Source organism: Shimia marina, assembly GCF_001458175.1.
Classification (GTDB): Bacteria; Pseudomonadota; Alphaproteobacteria; order Rhodobacterales; family Rhodobacteraceae; genus Shimia; species Shimia marina.
In genome coordinates, this window is record NZ_CYPW01000006.1 from 375,382 (window position 1) to 391,590 (window position 16,209).

A 16,209-nucleotide genomic window follows, 5' to 3' on the forward strand; every position below is an offset into this window, starting at 1 on the left:
GGCGTCCCAAATAGGCAGGGCGATCTCTTCTTAGACGGGATCGCCGCCCAGCACGTCCAGCACCTTGGCTTCAATCTGTTCCGCATTCATCGCGGCCACATCATACATCGCCTTAGGGCTCGCCTGATCAATAAAGACATCCGGCAGAACCATAGAGCGGTAGGTCAGCCCCTGATCAAAGACACCTTCCTCTGCCAAGAGCTGCGCCACATGGCTGCCAAAGCCGCCCACCGCGCCTTCCTCAAGGGTGATCAACACCTCATGCCGGGCGGCAAGATCCAAAATCATCTCCCGGTCCAGAGGTTTGGCAAACCGTGCATCCGCGATGGTTGGCCGAATCCCCCGCGCCGCAAGACGCTCCGCCGCCCGGCGCACCTCCTCAAGCCGTGTGCCCAATGACAAAAGCGCAACGCGCGCACCTGCCTGCACCACACGGCCTTTGCCAATCTCAAGCACCCTGCCCCGCTCTGGCAGCTCCACACCCACCGCCTCGCCGCGCGGATAGCGGAAGGCAATCGGCCCCTCATCATAGGCCGCCGCAGTGGCCACCATATGTTTCAACTCCGCCTCATCGGCTGCGGCCATCACCACCATACCGGGCAGGTTCGCCATGAAAGCAATGTCAAAGCTGCCCGCATGGGTGGCCCCATCCGCGCCCACCAGCCCGGCGCGATCAATGGCGAAACGCACCGGCAGGCGCTGAATGGCCACATCATGCACCACCTGATCATAGCCGCGCTGCAAAAACGTCGAGTAGATCGCACAGAAGGGCTTCATCCCCCCTGCCGCCAGCGCCGCCGCAAAAGTCACCCCATGCTGCTCAGCAATGGCCACATCAAAACAACGGCTCGGGAACCGCTCCGCAAACAGGTTGAGCCCTGTGCCATCTGGCATGGCGGCGGTGACCGCACAAATCCGGCTGTCCGCTTCGGCCTCCTGCAAAAGCGCCTGTGCAAAAACTGCGGTATAACTCGGCGCATTGGCCTGCGCCTTGTGCTGCTTGCCGGTGCTGACATCAAATTTTGCAGTGGCGTGCGCCTTGTCCGGCGCAGCTTCAGCCGGCTTGTACCCCTTGCCTTTCTGCGTCACCACATGCAGCAGAACCGGTCCGGTGGCCCGCTCCTTCAATTCCCGCAGCAACGGCAGCATCTGCGCCAGATTGTGCCCATCAATCGGCCCCACATAGGTGAAGCCGAGATTTTCAAACACTGTGCCACCCGCCGCACGCCCGGCATCCAGCGACGGGGCCTGCGCCGCCGCGCCCTGCAACGTGTCCCCTTCATACAGACCGGCTAGATATTCGCGCATTGCTCCAACGGGCGGGGCGATCGACATATCATTGTCATTGAGCACCACAAACAGCCGCTTCTTCAGATGACCGGCGTTGTTCATCGCCTCATAGGCCATGCCCGCCGTGATCGCGCCATCGCCGATCACCGCCACAACATCCCCCAGCCCGCCCTCACAGACACCACCCAGATCACGCGCCACAGCAAAGCCCAGCGCCGCCGAAATCGAGGTCGAAGAATGCGCCGCCCCAAAAGGATCAAACAGGCTTTCAGACCGTTTGGTAAACCCTGACAGCCCGTCTTGCTGCCGCAAAGAGCGCATGCGCGCCCGCCGCCCGGTCAGAATTTTATGGGGATAACTCTGATGCCCCACATCCCAGATAATCTTGTCACGCGGGGCCTCAAACACCGCATGCAGCGCCACGGTGAGTTCCACCACGCCCAGCCCCGCGCCCAGATGCCCACCGGTCTCACTGACCACAGAAATGGTCTCCACTCTCAGCTCATCTGCAATCTGCGCAAGCTCCGGATCCGAAAACCGTTTCAGGTCTTCTGGCAGTGTCACCTGATCAAGCAAGGGCGTCTGAGGTTTCAAAACTCTGTGTCTCCCTGACAGGGGCTGATGCCCTGATCAACTGTCCCGTGCCACAACAAACCGGGCAGCGTCCCGCAACGCATCCGCCGCATCTCCATAGGCTGACAGCGCCTCACAGGCCTGCGCCACCAGACGGGCTGCCTGCGCCTTGGCCCCCTCAAGGCCCAACAGCGATACAAAAGTCGCCTTGCCCGCATCGGCATCTTTGCCCACAGCCTTGCCCACTGTGGCGGCATCGCCTTCCACGTCCAGAATGTCATCGGCAATTTGAAACGCCAGCCCCAGATCGGTGGCATAGCGTTGCAAGGGCGCGGTATCCGCCTGCGCCATCACCGCACCTGCGGTGGCAGACCAGACAATCAACGCACCGGTCTTACCTGCCTGAAGCGCCGTAATCTCTTCCAGTGTCAGGGGCGTAGATGCTGTTTCTGCGGCAATATCCAATGCCTGTCCCAGTACCATGCCCTGCGCCCCGGCCGCCCGTGCAAGTGAGACGGTCAGCGCCGCGCGCACCTCTGCATTGGGGTGACAGTCCGGGCGGCTCACACATTCAAATCCCAGCGTCTGCAAAGCATCCCCAGCCAGCACCGCTGTGCACTCATCCCATTTGATGTGGGTTGTGGGCAGACCACGGCGCAGATCATCATCGTCCATACAGGGCAGATCATCATGCACCAGCGAATAGGCGTGGATCGCCTCAATCGCGGTCGCCGCCCAGATCGCATGCTCTGGTTTCACCCCATGCAAACGCGCCGTTTCCATCACCAGAAACGCCCGCAGCCGTTTCCCGCCCGCGCTGGCATAGCGCATGGCAGCCACCACCGGCAGATCGCCCAAAGGCGCCATCACCTCGGTGAGATGCGCCTCAACCTGCTGAGCCGCCTCTTTCAATCGTGCTTCAAACATCAGAGCGGGGCTTACATGCCCTCAACCGGTGTCAAACCGGTCGGAGCGCCACGCCCATCCAGCGTGATGGCGGCCACTTTCTCTTCGGCTTCCTTAAGCTTGGCCTCACAGCGCGCTTTCAACGCCGCGCCACGCTCATAGAGGGCGATGGATTTCTCCAGCTCCACATCACCACGCTCCAGTTGGCCCACGACCTGCTCCAGCTCGCGCATCGCCGCCTCAAAGCTCATTTCTTCCACAGCTGTGTCGCTCATCCGGCTCTCTCCATCAAAACCCTGACATGTGCCGCCACCGAGGCCGCCAAGGCGTTCAGATCATATCCGCCTTCCAAAGTCGAGACCACGCGCCCGCCACAATGCGCCGCCGCCAGATCACAGAGCTGTTCGGTCAGCCAGACAAAATCCGCCTCCGTCCATTCAAGCTGCGCCAAAGGATCGTCGCGATGGGCATCAAACCCCGCCGACAGGATCACCAGCTCTGGCGCAAACCGCCTCAGCGCCGGAAAAACCTCCGCCTCATAGGTGGCGCGCATCAAGCGCCCATCACTGTGCGGGGGCAGCGGCAGGTTCATGACGTTGTTGTGCCCACCGGTCTCCTCCGCCATGCCCGTGCCCGGCCAAAGCGGGTTCTGATGGCTGCCAATGAACAGGCTGCGCGGCTCATCCCACAGCAGGGCCTGCGTGCCATTGCCATGGTGCACATCAAAATCTACCACCGCCACACGGCTCAGACCATGGCGTTCCATGGCATGGCGCGCCGCGATGGCCGCTGTGCCAAACAGACAAAACCCCATGGGTGTGCTTTGTTCTGCGTGATGTCCCGGCGGGCGACAGGCCACAAAAGCATTGCCCACCTCTCCGGCCATGACCGCATCCACCGCTGCCAGACAGCCGCCCACCGCATGGCGCGCCGCCTTCACAGAGCCCGGCGACATATGGGTGTCCGCATCCAGTGCCACAGAGCCGCTGGTTGGCTCGGCCCGGGTGATCGCTTCAAGATGGCTCTGCGGATGACACAGCAGGATGTCCGCATCCGAACATTCTGGCGCGCTGCGCCGCTCCAGCGTTTGAAAGTCCGGCTGGCTCAGCGCCTCTTGGATATGCGCAATCCGCGCCACCTGCTCCGGATGGCCGGGCGGCGTCACATGTGTCAGAGAACTCTCATGACTGAACAAGGCTGTCGGCATGGCATTCCCCTGCTTCTTCTGGCCAAAAATACTCTCGCCGAAGGCGAAATCCTCGCCAGCGGGATCAATCCGGCGCCAGCATATAGCCCGCGCCGCGCACGGTCTGCAGATAACGCGGCTGTTTGGGATCTTCTTCAATCTTGCGGCGCAATCGCGTGATCTGCACATCCACCGCGCGTTCCTGCGCCTGCCCTTTGTCGCGGCCCAGCTCTTCCACCAGCGTGCCCCGGCTGACCGGCTCACCCGGCGTTTTGGAGAAAATCTTCATCAGCTGGCTCTCCGTGGCCGTCAGACGCAGCGGGGTTTCCCCCTGCCACATCTCGCCGCGGTCGATGTCATAGCGAATGTCTCCCAGATGCAGCACCTTGGGCACCGTGGCCGCTTCATCCACCTCCGGCATCCGCCGCAAGATCGCGTTGATGCGCAACAACAGTTCTTTGGGCTCAAACGGTTTGGCCAGATAATCATCCGCCCCTGCCTCAAGCCCGGCAATACGATCCTCGGTCTCGCCTTTGGCAGTGAGCAACATGATCGGCGTCTGCGAGGTTTCGCGAATGCCCTGCGTCAGCGACACGCCATCCTCGCCCGGCATCATCACATCGAGCACGATCAGATCAAAATCCAAACCGGACAGCACCCGGCGCGCATGGGCCGCATCGCGCGCAGCAGACACCAGAAACCCATTGCGCATCAGAAACTTGCGCAGCAGGTCGCGGATGCGCTCATCGTCATCCACAATCAACAGATGGGGGGCGATATCATTCATGGCTCACATCCTCTCCTGCCCGCAGCTTACTGACCAGCGTCCCGCAAGGACAGATACTGTCGATGCAGTTCACCATCCATCATCGCTTCCAGCACGCGCCGGAAGCCAGACACCGCTTCAGGCCCCGCATCCCGAAAGGCGGTGCGCATCCGCACCCGCTGAGCATCCGACAGGCGATGCTCCAAGGCGGTGCCCGCCTCAGTCAGATAGAGATTACGCTCACGCCGATCAGTGGTGCCCACACGGCTTTCCACCAGCCCATCTTCAATCAAAGTCCGCAACACCCGGTTAAGCGATTGCTTGGTCACCCCCAGAATCGCCAGAAGATTGGTCACCGTGGTGCCCGGCGCGCGGTTGATGAAATGGATCGCCCGGTGATGCGCGCGGCCATAGGCCATGCTCTCCAAAATGCGGTCGGGATCTGCGGTGAAGCCCCGATAGGCAAAATACATCGCCTCGATTCCCTGTCGCAGCTGTTCATCTGTCAGATACAACAGGCTTTCGCCCCTGATGCCTTCGCCCATACCGCCTCCAAAGATCACAATTGATCGCTTTCCCCGTCACAATACGTCAGCTTTGTTGACACTCCAAGAGCTAACTGGTAGCGAATCGCAGGATTTGCGCAACTTTGTGACCGGATCGGCCGCTTTCCGCGCAATAAATGAAAAATTTACCGCACTTTGAACGGCGAAAGGACATGCTATGGCTGGTGCATATGACGATCGTGACGGCGTCATCTGGATGGATGGCGAATTTGTTGACTGGCGCGAGGCCAAGGTGCACGTCCTGACCCACGCGCTGCATTATGCAAGCTCCGTGTTTGAAGGCGAACGTGCCTACAACGGCAAGATTTTCAAAAGCGTGGAACACAATGAGCGCCTGTTCAAAAGCGCCGAGGCGCTGGACATGCCCATGCCCATCACGCTGGAAGAGCTGGAAGCCGCCAAACAGGAAACCCTGAAGCGCTCCGGCCTGAAGGATGCCTATGTGCGCGTTGTGGTCTGGCGCGGCTCCGGCGATGACATGGGGGTCGCCTCTGCGGCAAACCCGGTCCGAGTCGCCATCGCCGTCTGGCCTTGGGGCGCTTACTATGGCGACGCCAAAATGCAGGGCGCCAAGCTCGACATCGCGGAGTGGAAACGCCCCAGCCCGGAAACCATCCCGGTCCATGCAAAGGCCGCAGGTCTCTATATGATCTGCACCATCTCCAAGCACAAAGCCGAAGCCAAAGGCTGCTCGGACGCGCTGTTCATGGATTACCGCGGCTATGTGGCAGAGGCGACCGGCGCCAACATCTTCTTTGTGAAAGACGGCGAGGTCCACACGCCCACACCGGATTGCTTCCTCAATGGCATCACCCGTCAGACCGTGATTGGCATGCTGAAAGAAAAAGGCATCACCGTGATTGAGCGCCACATCATGCCCGAAGAACTCGCTGACTTTGAGCAATGCTGGCTGACCGGCACCGCCGCCGAAGTGACCCCGGTGGGCCAGATTGGGGACTACACCTTTGAAGTGGGCGACATCACCCGCGACATCGCGCAGTCTTATGAGGCGCTGGTGCGCGCATAAGCCTTCTTGCGAAGACAGGACCAGCACGGGGGCCATCCAATCGGATGCGCCCCCGTTGTTTTTAGGGGCGCTGCCCCTGCCACATCAGAGATGTGGCCACCCCGGGATATTTTTGGTCAAATGAAGGGCCATCCGTTCTGCAACCGCGCTATGTCGCCTGTGTAAACAGGTCGGCGTAGGTCTCCCGCAGTGCCTTCTTCTGCACTTTGCCCATCGTGTTGCGCGGCAGCTCGGGTAGGAAAATAATCTGCTTGGGCTGTTTGAACTTCGCCAGACTCTGCGCCAGAGGCGTGCTGATCTCTGCCTCTGTCAGGGTGGGATCGCTGCGCACCACCACAGCCACCACCGCTTCGCCAAAGTCGGCATGCGGCACGCCAATGACCGCGCTTTCCAGCACGCCATCGAGATCATCTATCAAAGCCTCAAGCTCTTTGGGATAGACATTGAACCCGCCTGTGATGACCAGATCCTTGGCGCGTCCGACAATGGTGACATAGCCATCGCCATCGCGTTGTGCGAGATCCCCGGTGATAAACCAGCCATCCGCCAACAGTTCCTCAGCGGTCTTTTCGGGCATCTGCCAATAGCCCTTAAAGACATTGCGCCCGCGCACTTCCAGCACCCCGATCTCCCCCTCTGGCACCTCGATACCATCGGCGCGGATGCGCGCCTCCACACCGGGCAGGGGGAAGCCCACCGTGCCCGCGCGCCGCTCCCCGTCATAGGGGTTGGACGTGCTCATATTGGTTTCGGTCATGCCATAGCGCTCCAGAATCCGGTGCCCTGTGCGCGCTTCCCATTGCTCATGGGTGTCCACCAGCAAAGGGGCAGATCCGGAAATAAAAAGCCGCATATTGGCCGCGCGCTCGCGGGTCAGGCGCGCATCCTGCAAGAGCCTTGTGTAAAATGTTGGCACCCCCATCAGGCTGGTTGCCCTGGGCATGGCCTCAAGAATGGCCTCCCCCTCAAACCGCGCCAGAAAGATCACCGAGGCCCCGGCCAGAAGCGCCACATTGGTGGCCACAAAAAGCCCATGGGTGTGAAAGATTGGCAGCGCATGAATGAGCACATCCTCACGCGTGAACTGCCAATAGTCGCGCAGCATTTGGGAGTTGGACAGCAGGTTGTCATGGCTGAGCATCGCCCCTTTGGAGCGCCCGGTGGTGCCAGAGGTATAGAGGATCGCCGCCAGATCCTGTGGCCCACGCGCCACCGGCACAAAGCCCTGCTGCGCTGCAGCCAGATCCACAAGCCTGCCTTCCCCCGCATCATCCAGCGTCAGCACAGCCGCGCCTTTGGCCACCTCAGAAAGCGCAGCGGCTTTAGCCGGATCACAGACCAGAACCCGGGGCGTGGCATCGGAGAGAAAATAGGCCACCTCCGCCGTGGTGTAGGCCGTGTTGAGCGGCAAAAACACGGCCCCCGCCATCACTGTGCCAAGATACAGCTGAATCGCCGCAACAGTCTTCTCTACCTGTACCGCAACGCGATCTCCCGGCATGACGCCCTGCGCCACCAGCGCCGCTGCCATTCGTTCTGCCCCAGTAAAAAGCGCGCCAAAGGTGACATCTGCACCGCCGGGCACCTCGGCAAAAACCTCTCCCTCGCGCCCCACCGCGGCACCACTCAGCCCGGCCATCAAATGGTTGTCCTGATACATCAAAGCCCTCCGATCTGCGCGCCGCACTGTCCCTGCTCCTCCCCCAAAGATCAAGCCTGCCCCGCTTGCCAATACCACGTCCCTGCGTCACAGTTGCCCCATCTCAAACGCCAGGTCCCCCATGCAGCCGCTCAAAGGCATTGCCTTCAAAGTCACCGCCATCGCCCTGTTTTCGCTTATGGCGGCGCTGATCAAAGCCACCAGCGATGAGATCCCCGCAGGTCAGGCCGTGTTCTTCCGGTCGTTTTTTGCGCTTTTTGTGATCTTTGCATGGCTGGTGCAGCGCGGCGAATTTCCTCAGGGCCTGCGGGTGAACAACGCCATGGGCCATGTCTGGCGTGGGGTGATTGGCACCACCTCGATGGCGATGAATTTCGCGGCCCTTGGCCTCTTGCCCCTGCCGGAGGTGACCGCCATCGGCTTTGCCGCCCCCCTGATGACCGTGATCTTTGCCGCCATGTTTCTGGGCGAAGAAGTGCGCGCCTTTCGCCTCTCTGCCGTCGCCCTTGGTCTTGTGGGGGTCTCTGTGGTGCTCTGGCCGCGCCTGACGCTCTTTGATCAGGATCAGGCCTCCGCACTGGCCACAGTAGGGGTGATGCTGGTGCTGGGGTCCGCCATGTTTCGCGCCCTGGCACAGATCCACATCCGCAAACTGGTGCAGACCGATCAGACCTCCGCCATCGTGTTCTACTTCTCACTAACCGCCTCTGGCCTGTCCCTGCTGACAGTGCCATTTGGCTGGGTTGTGCCAAGCTGGGAGCAGGCCGGGCTGCTGATCACCGCCGGACTGATTGGCGGGGTGGCACAGATCATGCTGACCTCCTGCTACCGCTTTGCCCCCGCATCAGTGGTGGCACCCTTTGACTATGTGGCGATCCTCTTTGCCATCCTCATCGGTTATGTCTGGTTTTCAGAGATCCCCACCGCGCAGATGCTGATCGGGGCCTCCATTGTGATCTCCGCTGGCATTTTGATCATCTGGCGCGAACGCCAGCTCGGCCTGAAGCGCGGCAAGGCCCGCCCCGGCGTCACACCACAGGGTTAAGCGCGCTGAGCCTAAACCCAGCTTTCCGGCAGCTCACGGCCCAGCTCAAACGCCAGACGCTGCGCAAAAAGCCGCATGTCCGCCGCCCGCGCATGGGCCATGGCACAGCCCGCCTCTGTCAACATGTCTTCTGGCAGACGAAACAGTTTAAGCGGCCAATGATCCAACGCAAAAGCGGTGTCATCCAGCGCGCGGTTTTCGGCAAAAGGATCATCCTCATCATAGAGCGCACGGCCCAAGGCCCCGCCCACCGCAAAGGTGCGCGCAATGCCAATCGCGCCCAGCGCGTCCAGCCGGTCCGCATCCCGCAAAATCCGCGCTTCAGGCGATTTAGGCTGCAATCCAGCCGAAAAACTATGTGCAGCAATGGCATGCTGTGCTGCGGCCACCTGATGATTGTCAAAACCATGGGTGCGCAGGATGGGGGCCGCCGCCGCAGCAGCCATGGTGCTGGCTTTGGCACGGCGCGGCGAATCCTTGGGGAGGTTCACCAGATCATGCAGATAGGCCGCCCCCAGCAAAACCTTCAGATCCGCCCCAGCTTCAAGTTCCGCGAGCTTCTGTGCGGTCTGCCAGACACGGTCCAGATGTGCGAGATCATGAGCGCTGTCCTGCGCCATGTGTTCCGCTGCCTCCTTGCGCAGCGCGAGGCGCAGCGGCTCCAATTCCAGACTGTCCAGCATCAACCGATCTTGCCCTGATTTTCCCCCACCTGACCGCGATGCAGCAGCAGATGATCCAAAATTACACAGGCCATCATGGCCTCACCAACAGGCACCGCGCGAATGCCCACACAGGGGTCATGGCGCCCCTTGGTGATCACTTCGGTGGGGGTGCCGTCTTTGCGGATCGACTGGCGCGGCGTCAGGATCGAACTGGTTGGTTTCACGGCAAAGCGCACCACCACATCCTGCCCGGTGGAAATGCCCCCCAGAATGCCGCCTGCATGGTTGGAGGAAAACACCGGCTGGCCATCGTTGCCCATAAAGATTTCATCGGCATTCTCAGAGCCTTTCAGCCCCGCCGCCGCCATGCCTTCGCCAATCTCCACGCCCTTGACCGCGTTGATCGACATCATCGCCGCCGCCAGATCCGTGTCGAGCTTGCCATAAATCGGCGCGCCAATCCCGGCAGGCACATTGCGTGCCACCACCTCGATCACGCCGCCCACGCTGTCATGCTCTTTGCGCAGCGCCTGAAGATAATCTTCCCACTGCTGCGCCACATCCGCCCCCTGTGGGATCCAGAAGTCATTGTCCTCAATAGCGTCCCAGTCAAACGCATCGCGATCAATCTCCAGATCGCCCATCTTGGTCATATAGCCTTTGATCTCAAGGCCGGGCACCAGCGCCTTGATGGCCTCGCGTGCAATGCCGCCCGCGGCCACACGCGCCGCCGTTTCGCGCGCAGAGCTGCGCCCGCCCCCGCGATAGTCACGGTTGCCGTATTTCAGATGATAGGTGATATCCGCATGCCCGGGCCGGAAGGTCTGGCTGATCTCACCATAATCGCGGCTGCGCTGATCGGTGTTTTCGATCATCAACTGGATCGAGGTGCCAGTGGTCTTGCCCTCAAACACGCCAGACAGGATTTTCACCGCATCCGGCTCATTGCGCTGCGTGGTGTTTTTGTTCTGACCGGGGCGGCGTTTGTCCAGCCAATGCTGCAACATCGCCTCCGTGACCTCAACACCGGGAGGGCAGCCATCCACCGTCGCGCCCAACGCAGGGCCGTGGCTCTCACCCCAGGTGGTGACGCGGAAAAGGTGTCCAAAACTGTTCATCGACATAGGCGCGGCTCCTCGTTTGAGGCACCTTTTAGCAGAATGCGCGCTATGGGGAAGTCGCCTCTCGCGTCCTTATCCTAAAGAAAACACTGCACCTCGATCTGATAACCGTTCGGATCGGCGCAAAAGAAGCTATAGATGCCAAAACGCGCAATCTCTTCAGGTCCCGACAGCCCCCCTGCCACAGCCTCTTTAAGACGCAGATAGGCCGCATCCACGGCCTCTGAATCCGCCACAACGAGCGTGATCATACTGCCTGCGGGCTGCACAACGCGCGCGCCAAACACCTCACAGAGCCCAATGCGCGCGCCCGGCGCGGTTTCAAAAATCATCGCCGTGCCCGCGTCCCGCACCACCGGAAGGCCCAGCACATCCCGGTAAAAGGCCACACAGGGCGCCAGCGTCTCGGTATAGACCCAGGTGATCTGGTTCAGGATGCCGCTCACTTCAACCGTCCGACAATACGGCCAATGAAGATCGCCACAAACATGGTGCCCACAATCGCCTGCAATCCAGTAAGCATACGTGGCAGGCTCGCCGCCGGTGTGATCTCGCCATAGCCCACTGTGGTCATGGTGATCATGGAAAAATAGACAAAGGGCGCGCGCTGTTGTCCCACATCATCCGGCAGATTGAACGAACCCGGATGCGCCACCTCGATCCGCCAGTAGATCAGCCCCCAGATCATGGCGATCAGCAGATAGCCAAAAATCCCGCTCGACAGCCGCTCATATTCGGAATGCACCGGCCCGATCAATTGCCGGAAACTGATCAACATGGAGCCAAACAGCAGGATCGCCGCAACCACCGCAAGGCTGCCGTCCATTTTTGCCCCCCAAAGCTCGCTCACCAAAATCATCGCAAACCAGGCCACCACGGGCACCGCCATAATCAGGCGCAGCGTGGTCCGCCGTTCTGTTGCGCCCACGACCCCGAGAAACAGCAAACTCAGCCCCCAAAGCGCAATTGTATCGGCCCAGACAAAGTGGTCATCAAACCCGTCCAGCAGAATCAGCAGGGCCAAAAGCCCAAGCAAAATCGACCAGCGATGTGTCACAAAAAAACCGGCATTCTCCGGAAGCTCTCTGGTTACGCTCACTATTTTATCCTCGCATTCCCCGATAAGTGTACTAATAGAGCGACAATACCCGCAGACGCCAGCCACCTTGCTGCAAGCCTATGCGGATTTTTGCAAACAAGGAAAGTTGGTTACTATGGATGGCATGGACGAAAGACGCTTGATTGACCTTGGGGTACGGCTGCTGTTTTTGGGGCTGTTTGCTTTTGCGGCCTTCACCATCATCCTGCCTTTGTCCGGCATTGTGATCTGGGCCATCATCCTTGCCGTCGCGATCTATCCTCTGTTTGACTGGGCGCAATCCAAACTCGGCGGGCGCCGCGGGCTTGCCGCAACACTGATCACCCTGCTCGGTCTTGGCCTCACCATCGGCCCGCTCTGGGCCTCCATCAGCGGGCTGGCAGAACACATCGCCACGCTGTCGGACAAAGTGCAGAATGGCACGCTGGAAATTCCCGCCCCACCAGAAGGGCTCAAGGATATTCCTGTGGTCGGCCCCAAGGCGACCGAGGCCTGGCATCTGTTCAACTCCAATATGGCGGTCGCGCTGGAACGCTATGGCTCGGTGATCCTGGAATTTGCCAGCACCATCGGCGGCGCAGTGGCAGGCATTGGCTTTCAACTGCTCGCCATGGCACTCTCTGTCGTTGTCATGGGCATGATGCTGCCCCCCGGCCCCAAACTCGGCGCAATGACACAGACATTCGGCAACCGCGTCTTTGCCCCAAAGGGCGGCGAATTTGTCAAAATGGCCACCGCCACCGTGCGCAACGTCTCCCGTGGGGTGCTGGGCGTGGCCGCGCTACAGGCCGGCGGCATGGGCATTGTCATGATGCTCTTTGGCATTGACGCCGCAGGCCCTCTGGCCGTGGTGATCCTGATCCTTGGCATTCTTCAAATCGGCCCGCTGCTGGTGGTGATCCCTCTGCTGATCTGGGCCTGGGGCGCCATGGGCTTTGGCGCCGCGCTCGGCTTCACAGCGCTGATGATCCCGCTCACCCTGATGGACAACTTCCTGCGCCCGATCTTCATCGCCAAAGGTCTCGACACGCCCATCCTCGTCATCCTCGTCGGCGTGCTGGGCGGTGTGCTGTCTTCTGGCCTGATCGGCATTTTCATCGGCCCGGTGATCCTCTCGGTGTTCTATGAGCTTGTGCTCGCCTGGATGGAAACCGATCCCGCCAAAGCCAAAACGCAGGAAGGCGACGCCTGATGAAACGCACCTTCTGGACAACGGTCGGCCTGCTGCTGGTGATTGTCGCCTGGTATCTCGCCGCCGACCGCACCACCCCCTTCACCTCCAACGCCCGCGTCAAAGCCATCATCACGCCCATCACCCCGCAGGTGTCCGGCACGATTGTGGAAATAAACGCAGGCAATGGCGAAATTGTCGAAGCGGGCACCGTGATTGCCCGCATCGACCCGCGCCAGTTTGAAATCGCCAAACAAAGCGCCGAAGCCGATCTGGCCCGAGCCACACAGGATGTCGGGGCCGACAGCGCAGATGTCAGCAGCGCCCAGACCCGCGTGACCCGGGCCCAGACCGATCTGGAAACAGAGCGTCTGCAAGCCGCACGGGTCTTTGAGCTGGAGGAAAAAGGCCTGATTGCCGTCGCCAAGGCGGATGAATCCCGCCGCCGTCTGGCCGATGCCGAATCCGAGCTGGAACAGGCGCAGGCAGATCTGGAAAGCGAAGAGAAAGCCCTCGGCAGCACCGGCAACGACAACCCGCGCATTCAGGCCGCCCTCGCCAAGCTCTCCGATGCCGAGCTCAAACTCAGCTGGACCGCGCTGGAGGCCCCCTCCCGTGGCGTGCTCTCCGATCTGGATGTCGCCACCGGCAACTACGCCAAAGCAGGTCAAAGCCTGATGACATTTGTCGATGCCTCCAATGTCTGGGTCGAGGCCTATATGACCGAAAACAATCTCGGCAAAATCAAGATCGGCGATCCGGTCGATGTGGTGCTGGATATGCACCCGGGCAAAGTCTGGCGCGGCGAAGTGGCCAGCCTGAGCATCGCAAGCTCTGACGGCACCAACGCCAAGCCCGGCGACCCCACCCCCATTCCCCGCACCGCAGGCTGGCTGCGTGACCCGCAGCGCTTTGCCCTGCGTATCATCCTGCCAGAGCACACATCCGGCGATGAAACCGATGACATCCGCTTTAATATGAACGGACAGGCAGATGTAATCGTCTACACCGGAGACAGCTTCTTTCTGAACACCGTGGGCCGCTTCTACATCAAGCTGGTCGCCCTGTTCTCCTATGCCTACTGAGGCCACCTCCGCACCGGACAATCGCGGTCTGCGGCTGGCGGTTGGGGTGGGCGGACATTTTGCCCTCGCCATTTTGCTCGGCTGGCCACTGGCCACGATCTGCACGGTGTTTGTGACCCTCTTCCTACAGGCCCCCGGCCCCATGCCCCCCAAGGCCATCAAAGGCCTGTTCATGATGGCCGTTGTCTTCCTGACTGCGAGCTGGGTGATCTCCTCTGCGCTGTCACCCTACCCGGTCGCCTTTCTGCTGGGGCTGGCTCTGGCCGTGGCCAGCGCCTTTTACTGGTCCACCAAAGGCACTGGCATGCTCGCCGTGGTGCTGGCGCTGATGGCTGCGCTGATGCTGCCGACACTTGTGCTGACCTCACAGAAGCTGGCCCTGATCCTGGTGATCTGGGTGCCGCTCAATCTGGTGCTGGCGTGGCTCTGGACCGTGGCGATGTTTCACCTGTTTCCGCCAACGCCCTCTGGTGTCGCCGCAGCGCAAAAACCTCCGGCCCCACATCATGATCCGAGCCGTCTGGTCTGGCGCATGTCACTGGTGACCATTCCTTTTGCCTTCTATTTTTATCTGGTGGGCAGCGGCGCGCTTGTGACTTTGCTGTTTGTGGCCATCCTCTCCCAACAGCTCTCCGCAGCCACCGCCGCAGGCCCTACCGTGGCGCGCGGCATGCTCAAAGCCAATGTGCTGGGCGGCATCGCCGCCATGATCTGTTATGAGCTGACCGTCATTGCCCCTCTGATGCTGGTGGCTTTGCTTGCCTTTGCCACCGCCGCATTCGTATTTGCCCGTTGGTTTGTCTCCGGTCGCGCCGACGCCTCGCTCGCCGGCTCTGGCCTCACCACCACCGTGATCCTCTTTGGCGGTTCTATCGCCCCCTTTGGCGATGATGCAGATGTGGCGCTGGTCGACCGGCTGCTGCAAATTGGCAATGCCTTGATGTTCGTGCTGATCGCCTATGTTGTTGTCGATGCCTTCTTCCCTCTGACCCCGGATCCCAAAGCAAAGACCAAACGCCGCCCACGCGCCCGTTTGCGCCGACGCACCGCGCCAAGCTGACAGGCCACCTTCAGGCCCCACTTGCAGACATCAAATTTCTGCGGTTACATCCGCCGATATCAAAAAACTGCACACGACGGGACAGCCTGATGGACATACGCGCGCTTGGCATGGGGCTGCTCTTTGCCCTGATCTGGTCATCGGCTTTCACCTCTGCACGCATCATCGTCGCAGACGCCCCACCACTGGCGATCTCCGCATTGCGCTTTGCCATCGCTGGAGTGATCGGCGTGGCCATTGCCCGCGCGCTCGGGCAAAGCTGGCATCTCACCAAAGCGCAATGGCGGGCCACGTTGATCTTTGGCCTCTGCCAAAATGCGCTCTATCTGGGGCTTAATTTCACCGCCATGACCACGGTCGAAGCCTCTCTGGCCTCCATCGTTGCCTCCACCATGCCGTTGATCGTCGCGCTGCTGGGCTGGGCTGTGATGGGCGAAAAGCTCTCCCCTCCTGCAGCCATCGGGCTGATTGTCGGCTTCGGCGGCGTGGTGCTGATTATGGCGGGGCGCCTTGGTCAGGGCGTGGATCTCTTTGGTGTGATTCTCTGTGTGATCGGCGCCTTGGCGCTGGCCATTGCCACGCTGACCGTGCGCAATGCCTCCTCTGGCGGGAATGTTCTGATGATCGTCGGGCTGCAGATGTTTGTTGGCGCCGCCGTGCTGTGTGTGGCCTCTCTGATCTTTGAGACCTGGGAGGTGCACTGGAACCCACGCATGCTCACGGCCTTTGCCTATACCATCGTCGCGCCGGGGCTGCTGGCAACATGGATATGGTTTGCACTGGTGGCCCGCATCGGCGCGGTCAAAGCCGCCACCTTCCACTTCCTCAATCCGTTTTTTGGGGTGACGATTGCCGCGCTCATTCTTGGGGAAAGCCTCACGCTCACCGACATCATCGGCGTGGCTGTGATCTGTGCCGGGATTCTTGCGGTGCAACTGTCGAAACAATCCCACACGACCACGTGATCATCCGTCACCACGGTTTGATAT

Annotated in this window: 17 protein-coding genes; 6 read left to right on the forward strand and 11 right to left on the reverse strand. The window is 60.8% G+C overall.

All coding sequences use genetic code 11. From position 1 onward, the window contains the following. Positions 1-30: 30 nt before the first annotated feature. The 6 genes from dxs to SHM7688_RS03655 all read right to left on the reverse strand — a co-directional run bounded on the left by dxs (position 31) and on the right by SHM7688_RS03655 (position 5,266). Entirely contained in the window at positions 31-1,884 is a 1,854-nt protein-coding gene (gene dxs / locus SHM7688_RS03630) for a 1-deoxy-D-xylulose-5-phosphate synthase (protein ID WP_058238628.1), read from the reverse strand. A 36-nt stretch (positions 1,885-1,920) separates the two neighbouring features. Continuing rightward, positions 1,921-2,790, reverse strand: coding sequence for a polyprenyl synthetase family protein (locus SHM7688_RS03635; protein ID WP_058238629.1), 870 nt, complete (start codon positions 2,788-2,790; stop codon positions 1,921-1,923). An 11-nt stretch (positions 2,791-2,801) separates the two neighbouring features. Continuing rightward, positions 2,802-3,044 carry an exodeoxyribonuclease VII small subunit gene (locus SHM7688_RS03640; RefSeq protein ID WP_058238630.1) on the reverse strand — a complete coding sequence of 81 codons (243 nt, stop codon included), beginning with the start codon at positions 3,042-3,044 and terminating at the stop codon, positions 2,802-2,804. After that, positions 3,041-3,976 (reverse strand): histone deacetylase family protein, encoded by a 936-nt coding sequence (locus SHM7688_RS03645; RefSeq protein WP_058238631.1) that lies wholly within the window; start codon positions 3,974-3,976, stop codon positions 3,041-3,043. Before SHM7688_RS03645 ends, SHM7688_RS03640 begins: the two co-directional genes overlap by 4 nt. A gap of 64 nt (positions 3,977-4,040) precedes the next feature. Then, positions 4,041-4,742, reverse strand: coding sequence for a response regulator (locus SHM7688_RS03650; protein WP_058238632.1), 702 nt, complete (start codon positions 4,740-4,742; stop codon positions 4,041-4,043). Between the two features lie 26 nt (positions 4,743-4,768). Further along, a complete protein-coding gene (locus tag SHM7688_RS03655) occupies positions 4,769-5,266 on the reverse strand; it encodes a MarR family winged helix-turn-helix transcriptional regulator (protein ID WP_058238633.1) in 498 nt (165 codons plus the stop codon). 178 nt (positions 5,267-5,444) lie between these two features. On the opposite strand from SHM7688_RS03655, the gene SHM7688_RS03660 reads away from it, so the two are divergent. Further along, positions 5,445-6,314, forward strand: a complete 870-nt coding sequence (locus SHM7688_RS03660; protein WP_058238634.1) for a branched-chain amino acid aminotransferase — start codon at positions 5,445-5,447, stop codon at positions 6,312-6,314. Between the two features lie 148 nt (positions 6,315-6,462). On the opposite strand, the gene SHM7688_RS03665 is transcribed toward SHM7688_RS03660, so the two are convergent. Next, the gene (locus SHM7688_RS03665) at positions 6,463-7,974 is read right to left on the reverse strand and encodes a malonate--CoA ligase (protein WP_058238635.1); all 1,512 of its coding nucleotides are present in this window, start codon (positions 7,972-7,974) and stop codon (positions 6,463-6,465) included. Between the two features lie 121 nt (positions 7,975-8,095). Here SHM7688_RS03665 and SHM7688_RS03670 point away from each other — a divergent pair, with 121 nt between their 5' ends. Beyond that, entirely contained in the window at positions 8,096-9,019 is a 924-nt protein-coding gene (locus SHM7688_RS03670) for a DMT family transporter (RefSeq protein WP_058238636.1), read from the forward strand. An 11-nt stretch (positions 9,020-9,030) separates the two neighbouring features. Here SHM7688_RS03670 and SHM7688_RS03675 read toward each other — a convergent pair whose 3' ends face one another. The 4 genes from SHM7688_RS03675 to SHM7688_RS03690 form a co-directional block, all read right to left on the reverse strand. Beyond that, the gene (locus SHM7688_RS03675) at positions 9,031-9,702 is read right to left on the reverse strand and encodes an HD domain-containing protein (protein WP_058238637.1); all 672 of its coding nucleotides are present in this window, start codon (positions 9,700-9,702) and stop codon (positions 9,031-9,033) included. Continuing rightward, positions 9,702-10,808: a chorismate synthase gene (gene aroC, locus SHM7688_RS03680; protein ID WP_058238638.1), complete on the reverse strand. Its 1,107-nt coding sequence runs from the start codon at positions 10,806-10,808 to the stop codon at positions 9,702-9,704. The genes SHM7688_RS03675 and aroC overlap by 1 nt, the downstream gene beginning before the upstream one ends. 74 nt (positions 10,809-10,882) lie before the next feature. Then, positions 10,883-11,251, reverse strand: coding sequence for a VOC family protein (locus SHM7688_RS03685; RefSeq protein ID WP_058238639.1), 369 nt, complete (start codon positions 11,249-11,251; stop codon positions 10,883-10,885). Further along, entirely contained in the window at positions 11,248-11,904 is a 657-nt protein-coding gene (locus SHM7688_RS03690) for a potassium channel family protein (RefSeq protein ID WP_158500655.1), read from the reverse strand. The genes SHM7688_RS03685 and SHM7688_RS03690 overlap by 4 nt, the downstream gene beginning before the upstream one ends. Before the next feature lie 115 nt (positions 11,905-12,019). Here SHM7688_RS03690 and SHM7688_RS03695 point away from each other — a divergent pair, with 115 nt between their 5' ends. From SHM7688_RS03695 to SHM7688_RS03710, 4 genes are all read left to right on the forward strand, one after another. Next, positions 12,020-13,096 carry an AI-2E family transporter gene (locus SHM7688_RS03695; protein WP_058238641.1) on the forward strand — a complete coding sequence of 359 codons (1,077 nt, stop codon included), beginning with the start codon at positions 12,020-12,022 and terminating at the stop codon, positions 13,094-13,096. Then, positions 13,096-14,160, forward strand: a complete 1,065-nt coding sequence (locus SHM7688_RS03700; protein ID WP_058238642.1) for an HlyD family secretion protein — start codon at positions 13,096-13,098, stop codon at positions 14,158-14,160. Before SHM7688_RS03695 ends, SHM7688_RS03700 begins: the two co-directional genes overlap by 1 nt. After that, complete coding sequence (locus SHM7688_RS03705) at positions 14,150-15,220, forward strand: DUF2955 domain-containing protein (RefSeq protein WP_058238643.1); 1,071 nt, start codon at positions 14,150-14,152, stop codon at positions 15,218-15,220. The genes SHM7688_RS03700 and SHM7688_RS03705 overlap by 11 nt, the downstream gene beginning before the upstream one ends. An 89-nt stretch (positions 15,221-15,309) precedes the next feature. Further along, entirely contained in the window at positions 15,310-16,185 is an 876-nt protein-coding gene (locus SHM7688_RS03710; protein WP_058238644.1) for a DMT family transporter, read from the forward strand. The last annotated feature ends 24 nt before the right edge of the window (positions 16,186-16,209 follow it).

What these genes read in the sequence shown, in the direction of transcription:
- SHM7688_RS03645 (WP_058238631.1), bottom strand. Translation starts at nt 3,976, where the DNA reads ATGCCGACAGCCTTGTTCAGTCATGAGAGTTCTCTGACACATGTGACG.
- SHM7688_RS03660 (WP_058238634.1), top strand. Translation starts at nt 5,445, where the DNA reads ATGGCTGGTGCATATGACGATCGTGACGGCGTCATCTGGATGGATGGC.
- aroC (WP_058238638.1), bottom strand. Translation starts at nt 10,808, where the DNA reads ATGTCGATGAACAGTTTTGGACACCTTTTCCGCGTCACCACCTGGGGT.
- SHM7688_RS03665 (WP_058238635.1), bottom strand. Translation starts at nt 7,974, where the DNA reads ATGTATCAGGACAACCATTTGATGGCCGGGCTGAGTGGTGCCGCGGTG.
- SHM7688_RS03640 (WP_058238630.1), bottom strand. Translation starts at nt 3,044, where the DNA reads ATGAGCGACACAGCTGTGGAAGAAATGAGCTTTGAGGCGGCGATGCGC.
- SHM7688_RS03710 (WP_058238644.1), top strand. Translation starts at nt 15,310, where the DNA reads ATGGACATACGCGCGCTTGGCATGGGGCTGCTCTTTGCCCTGATCTGG.
- SHM7688_RS03700 (WP_058238642.1), top strand. Translation starts at nt 13,096, where the DNA reads ATGAAACGCACCTTCTGGACAACGGTCGGCCTGCTGCTGGTGATTGTC.
- SHM7688_RS03675 (WP_058238637.1), bottom strand. Translation starts at nt 9,702, where the DNA reads ATGCTGGACAGTCTGGAATTGGAGCCGCTGCGCCTCGCGCTGCGCAAG.
- SHM7688_RS03705 (WP_058238643.1), top strand. Translation starts at nt 14,150, where the DNA reads ATGCCTACTGAGGCCACCTCCGCACCGGACAATCGCGGTCTGCGGCTG.
- SHM7688_RS03670 (WP_058238636.1), top strand. Translation starts at nt 8,096, where the DNA reads ATGCAGCCGCTCAAAGGCATTGCCTTCAAAGTCACCGCCATCGCCCTG.
- SHM7688_RS03635 (WP_058238629.1), bottom strand. Translation starts at nt 2,790, where the DNA reads ATGTTTGAAGCACGATTGAAAGAGGCGGCTCAGCAGGTTGAGGCGCAT.
- SHM7688_RS03650 (WP_058238632.1), bottom strand. Translation starts at nt 4,742, where the DNA reads ATGAATGATATCGCCCCCCATCTGTTGATTGTGGATGACGATGAGCGC.
- SHM7688_RS03695 (WP_058238641.1), top strand. Translation starts at nt 12,020, where the DNA reads ATGGATGGCATGGACGAAAGACGCTTGATTGACCTTGGGGTACGGCTG.
- SHM7688_RS03655 (WP_058238633.1), bottom strand. Translation starts at nt 5,266, where the DNA reads ATGGGCGAAGGCATCAGGGGCGAAAGCCTGTTGTATCTGACAGATGAA.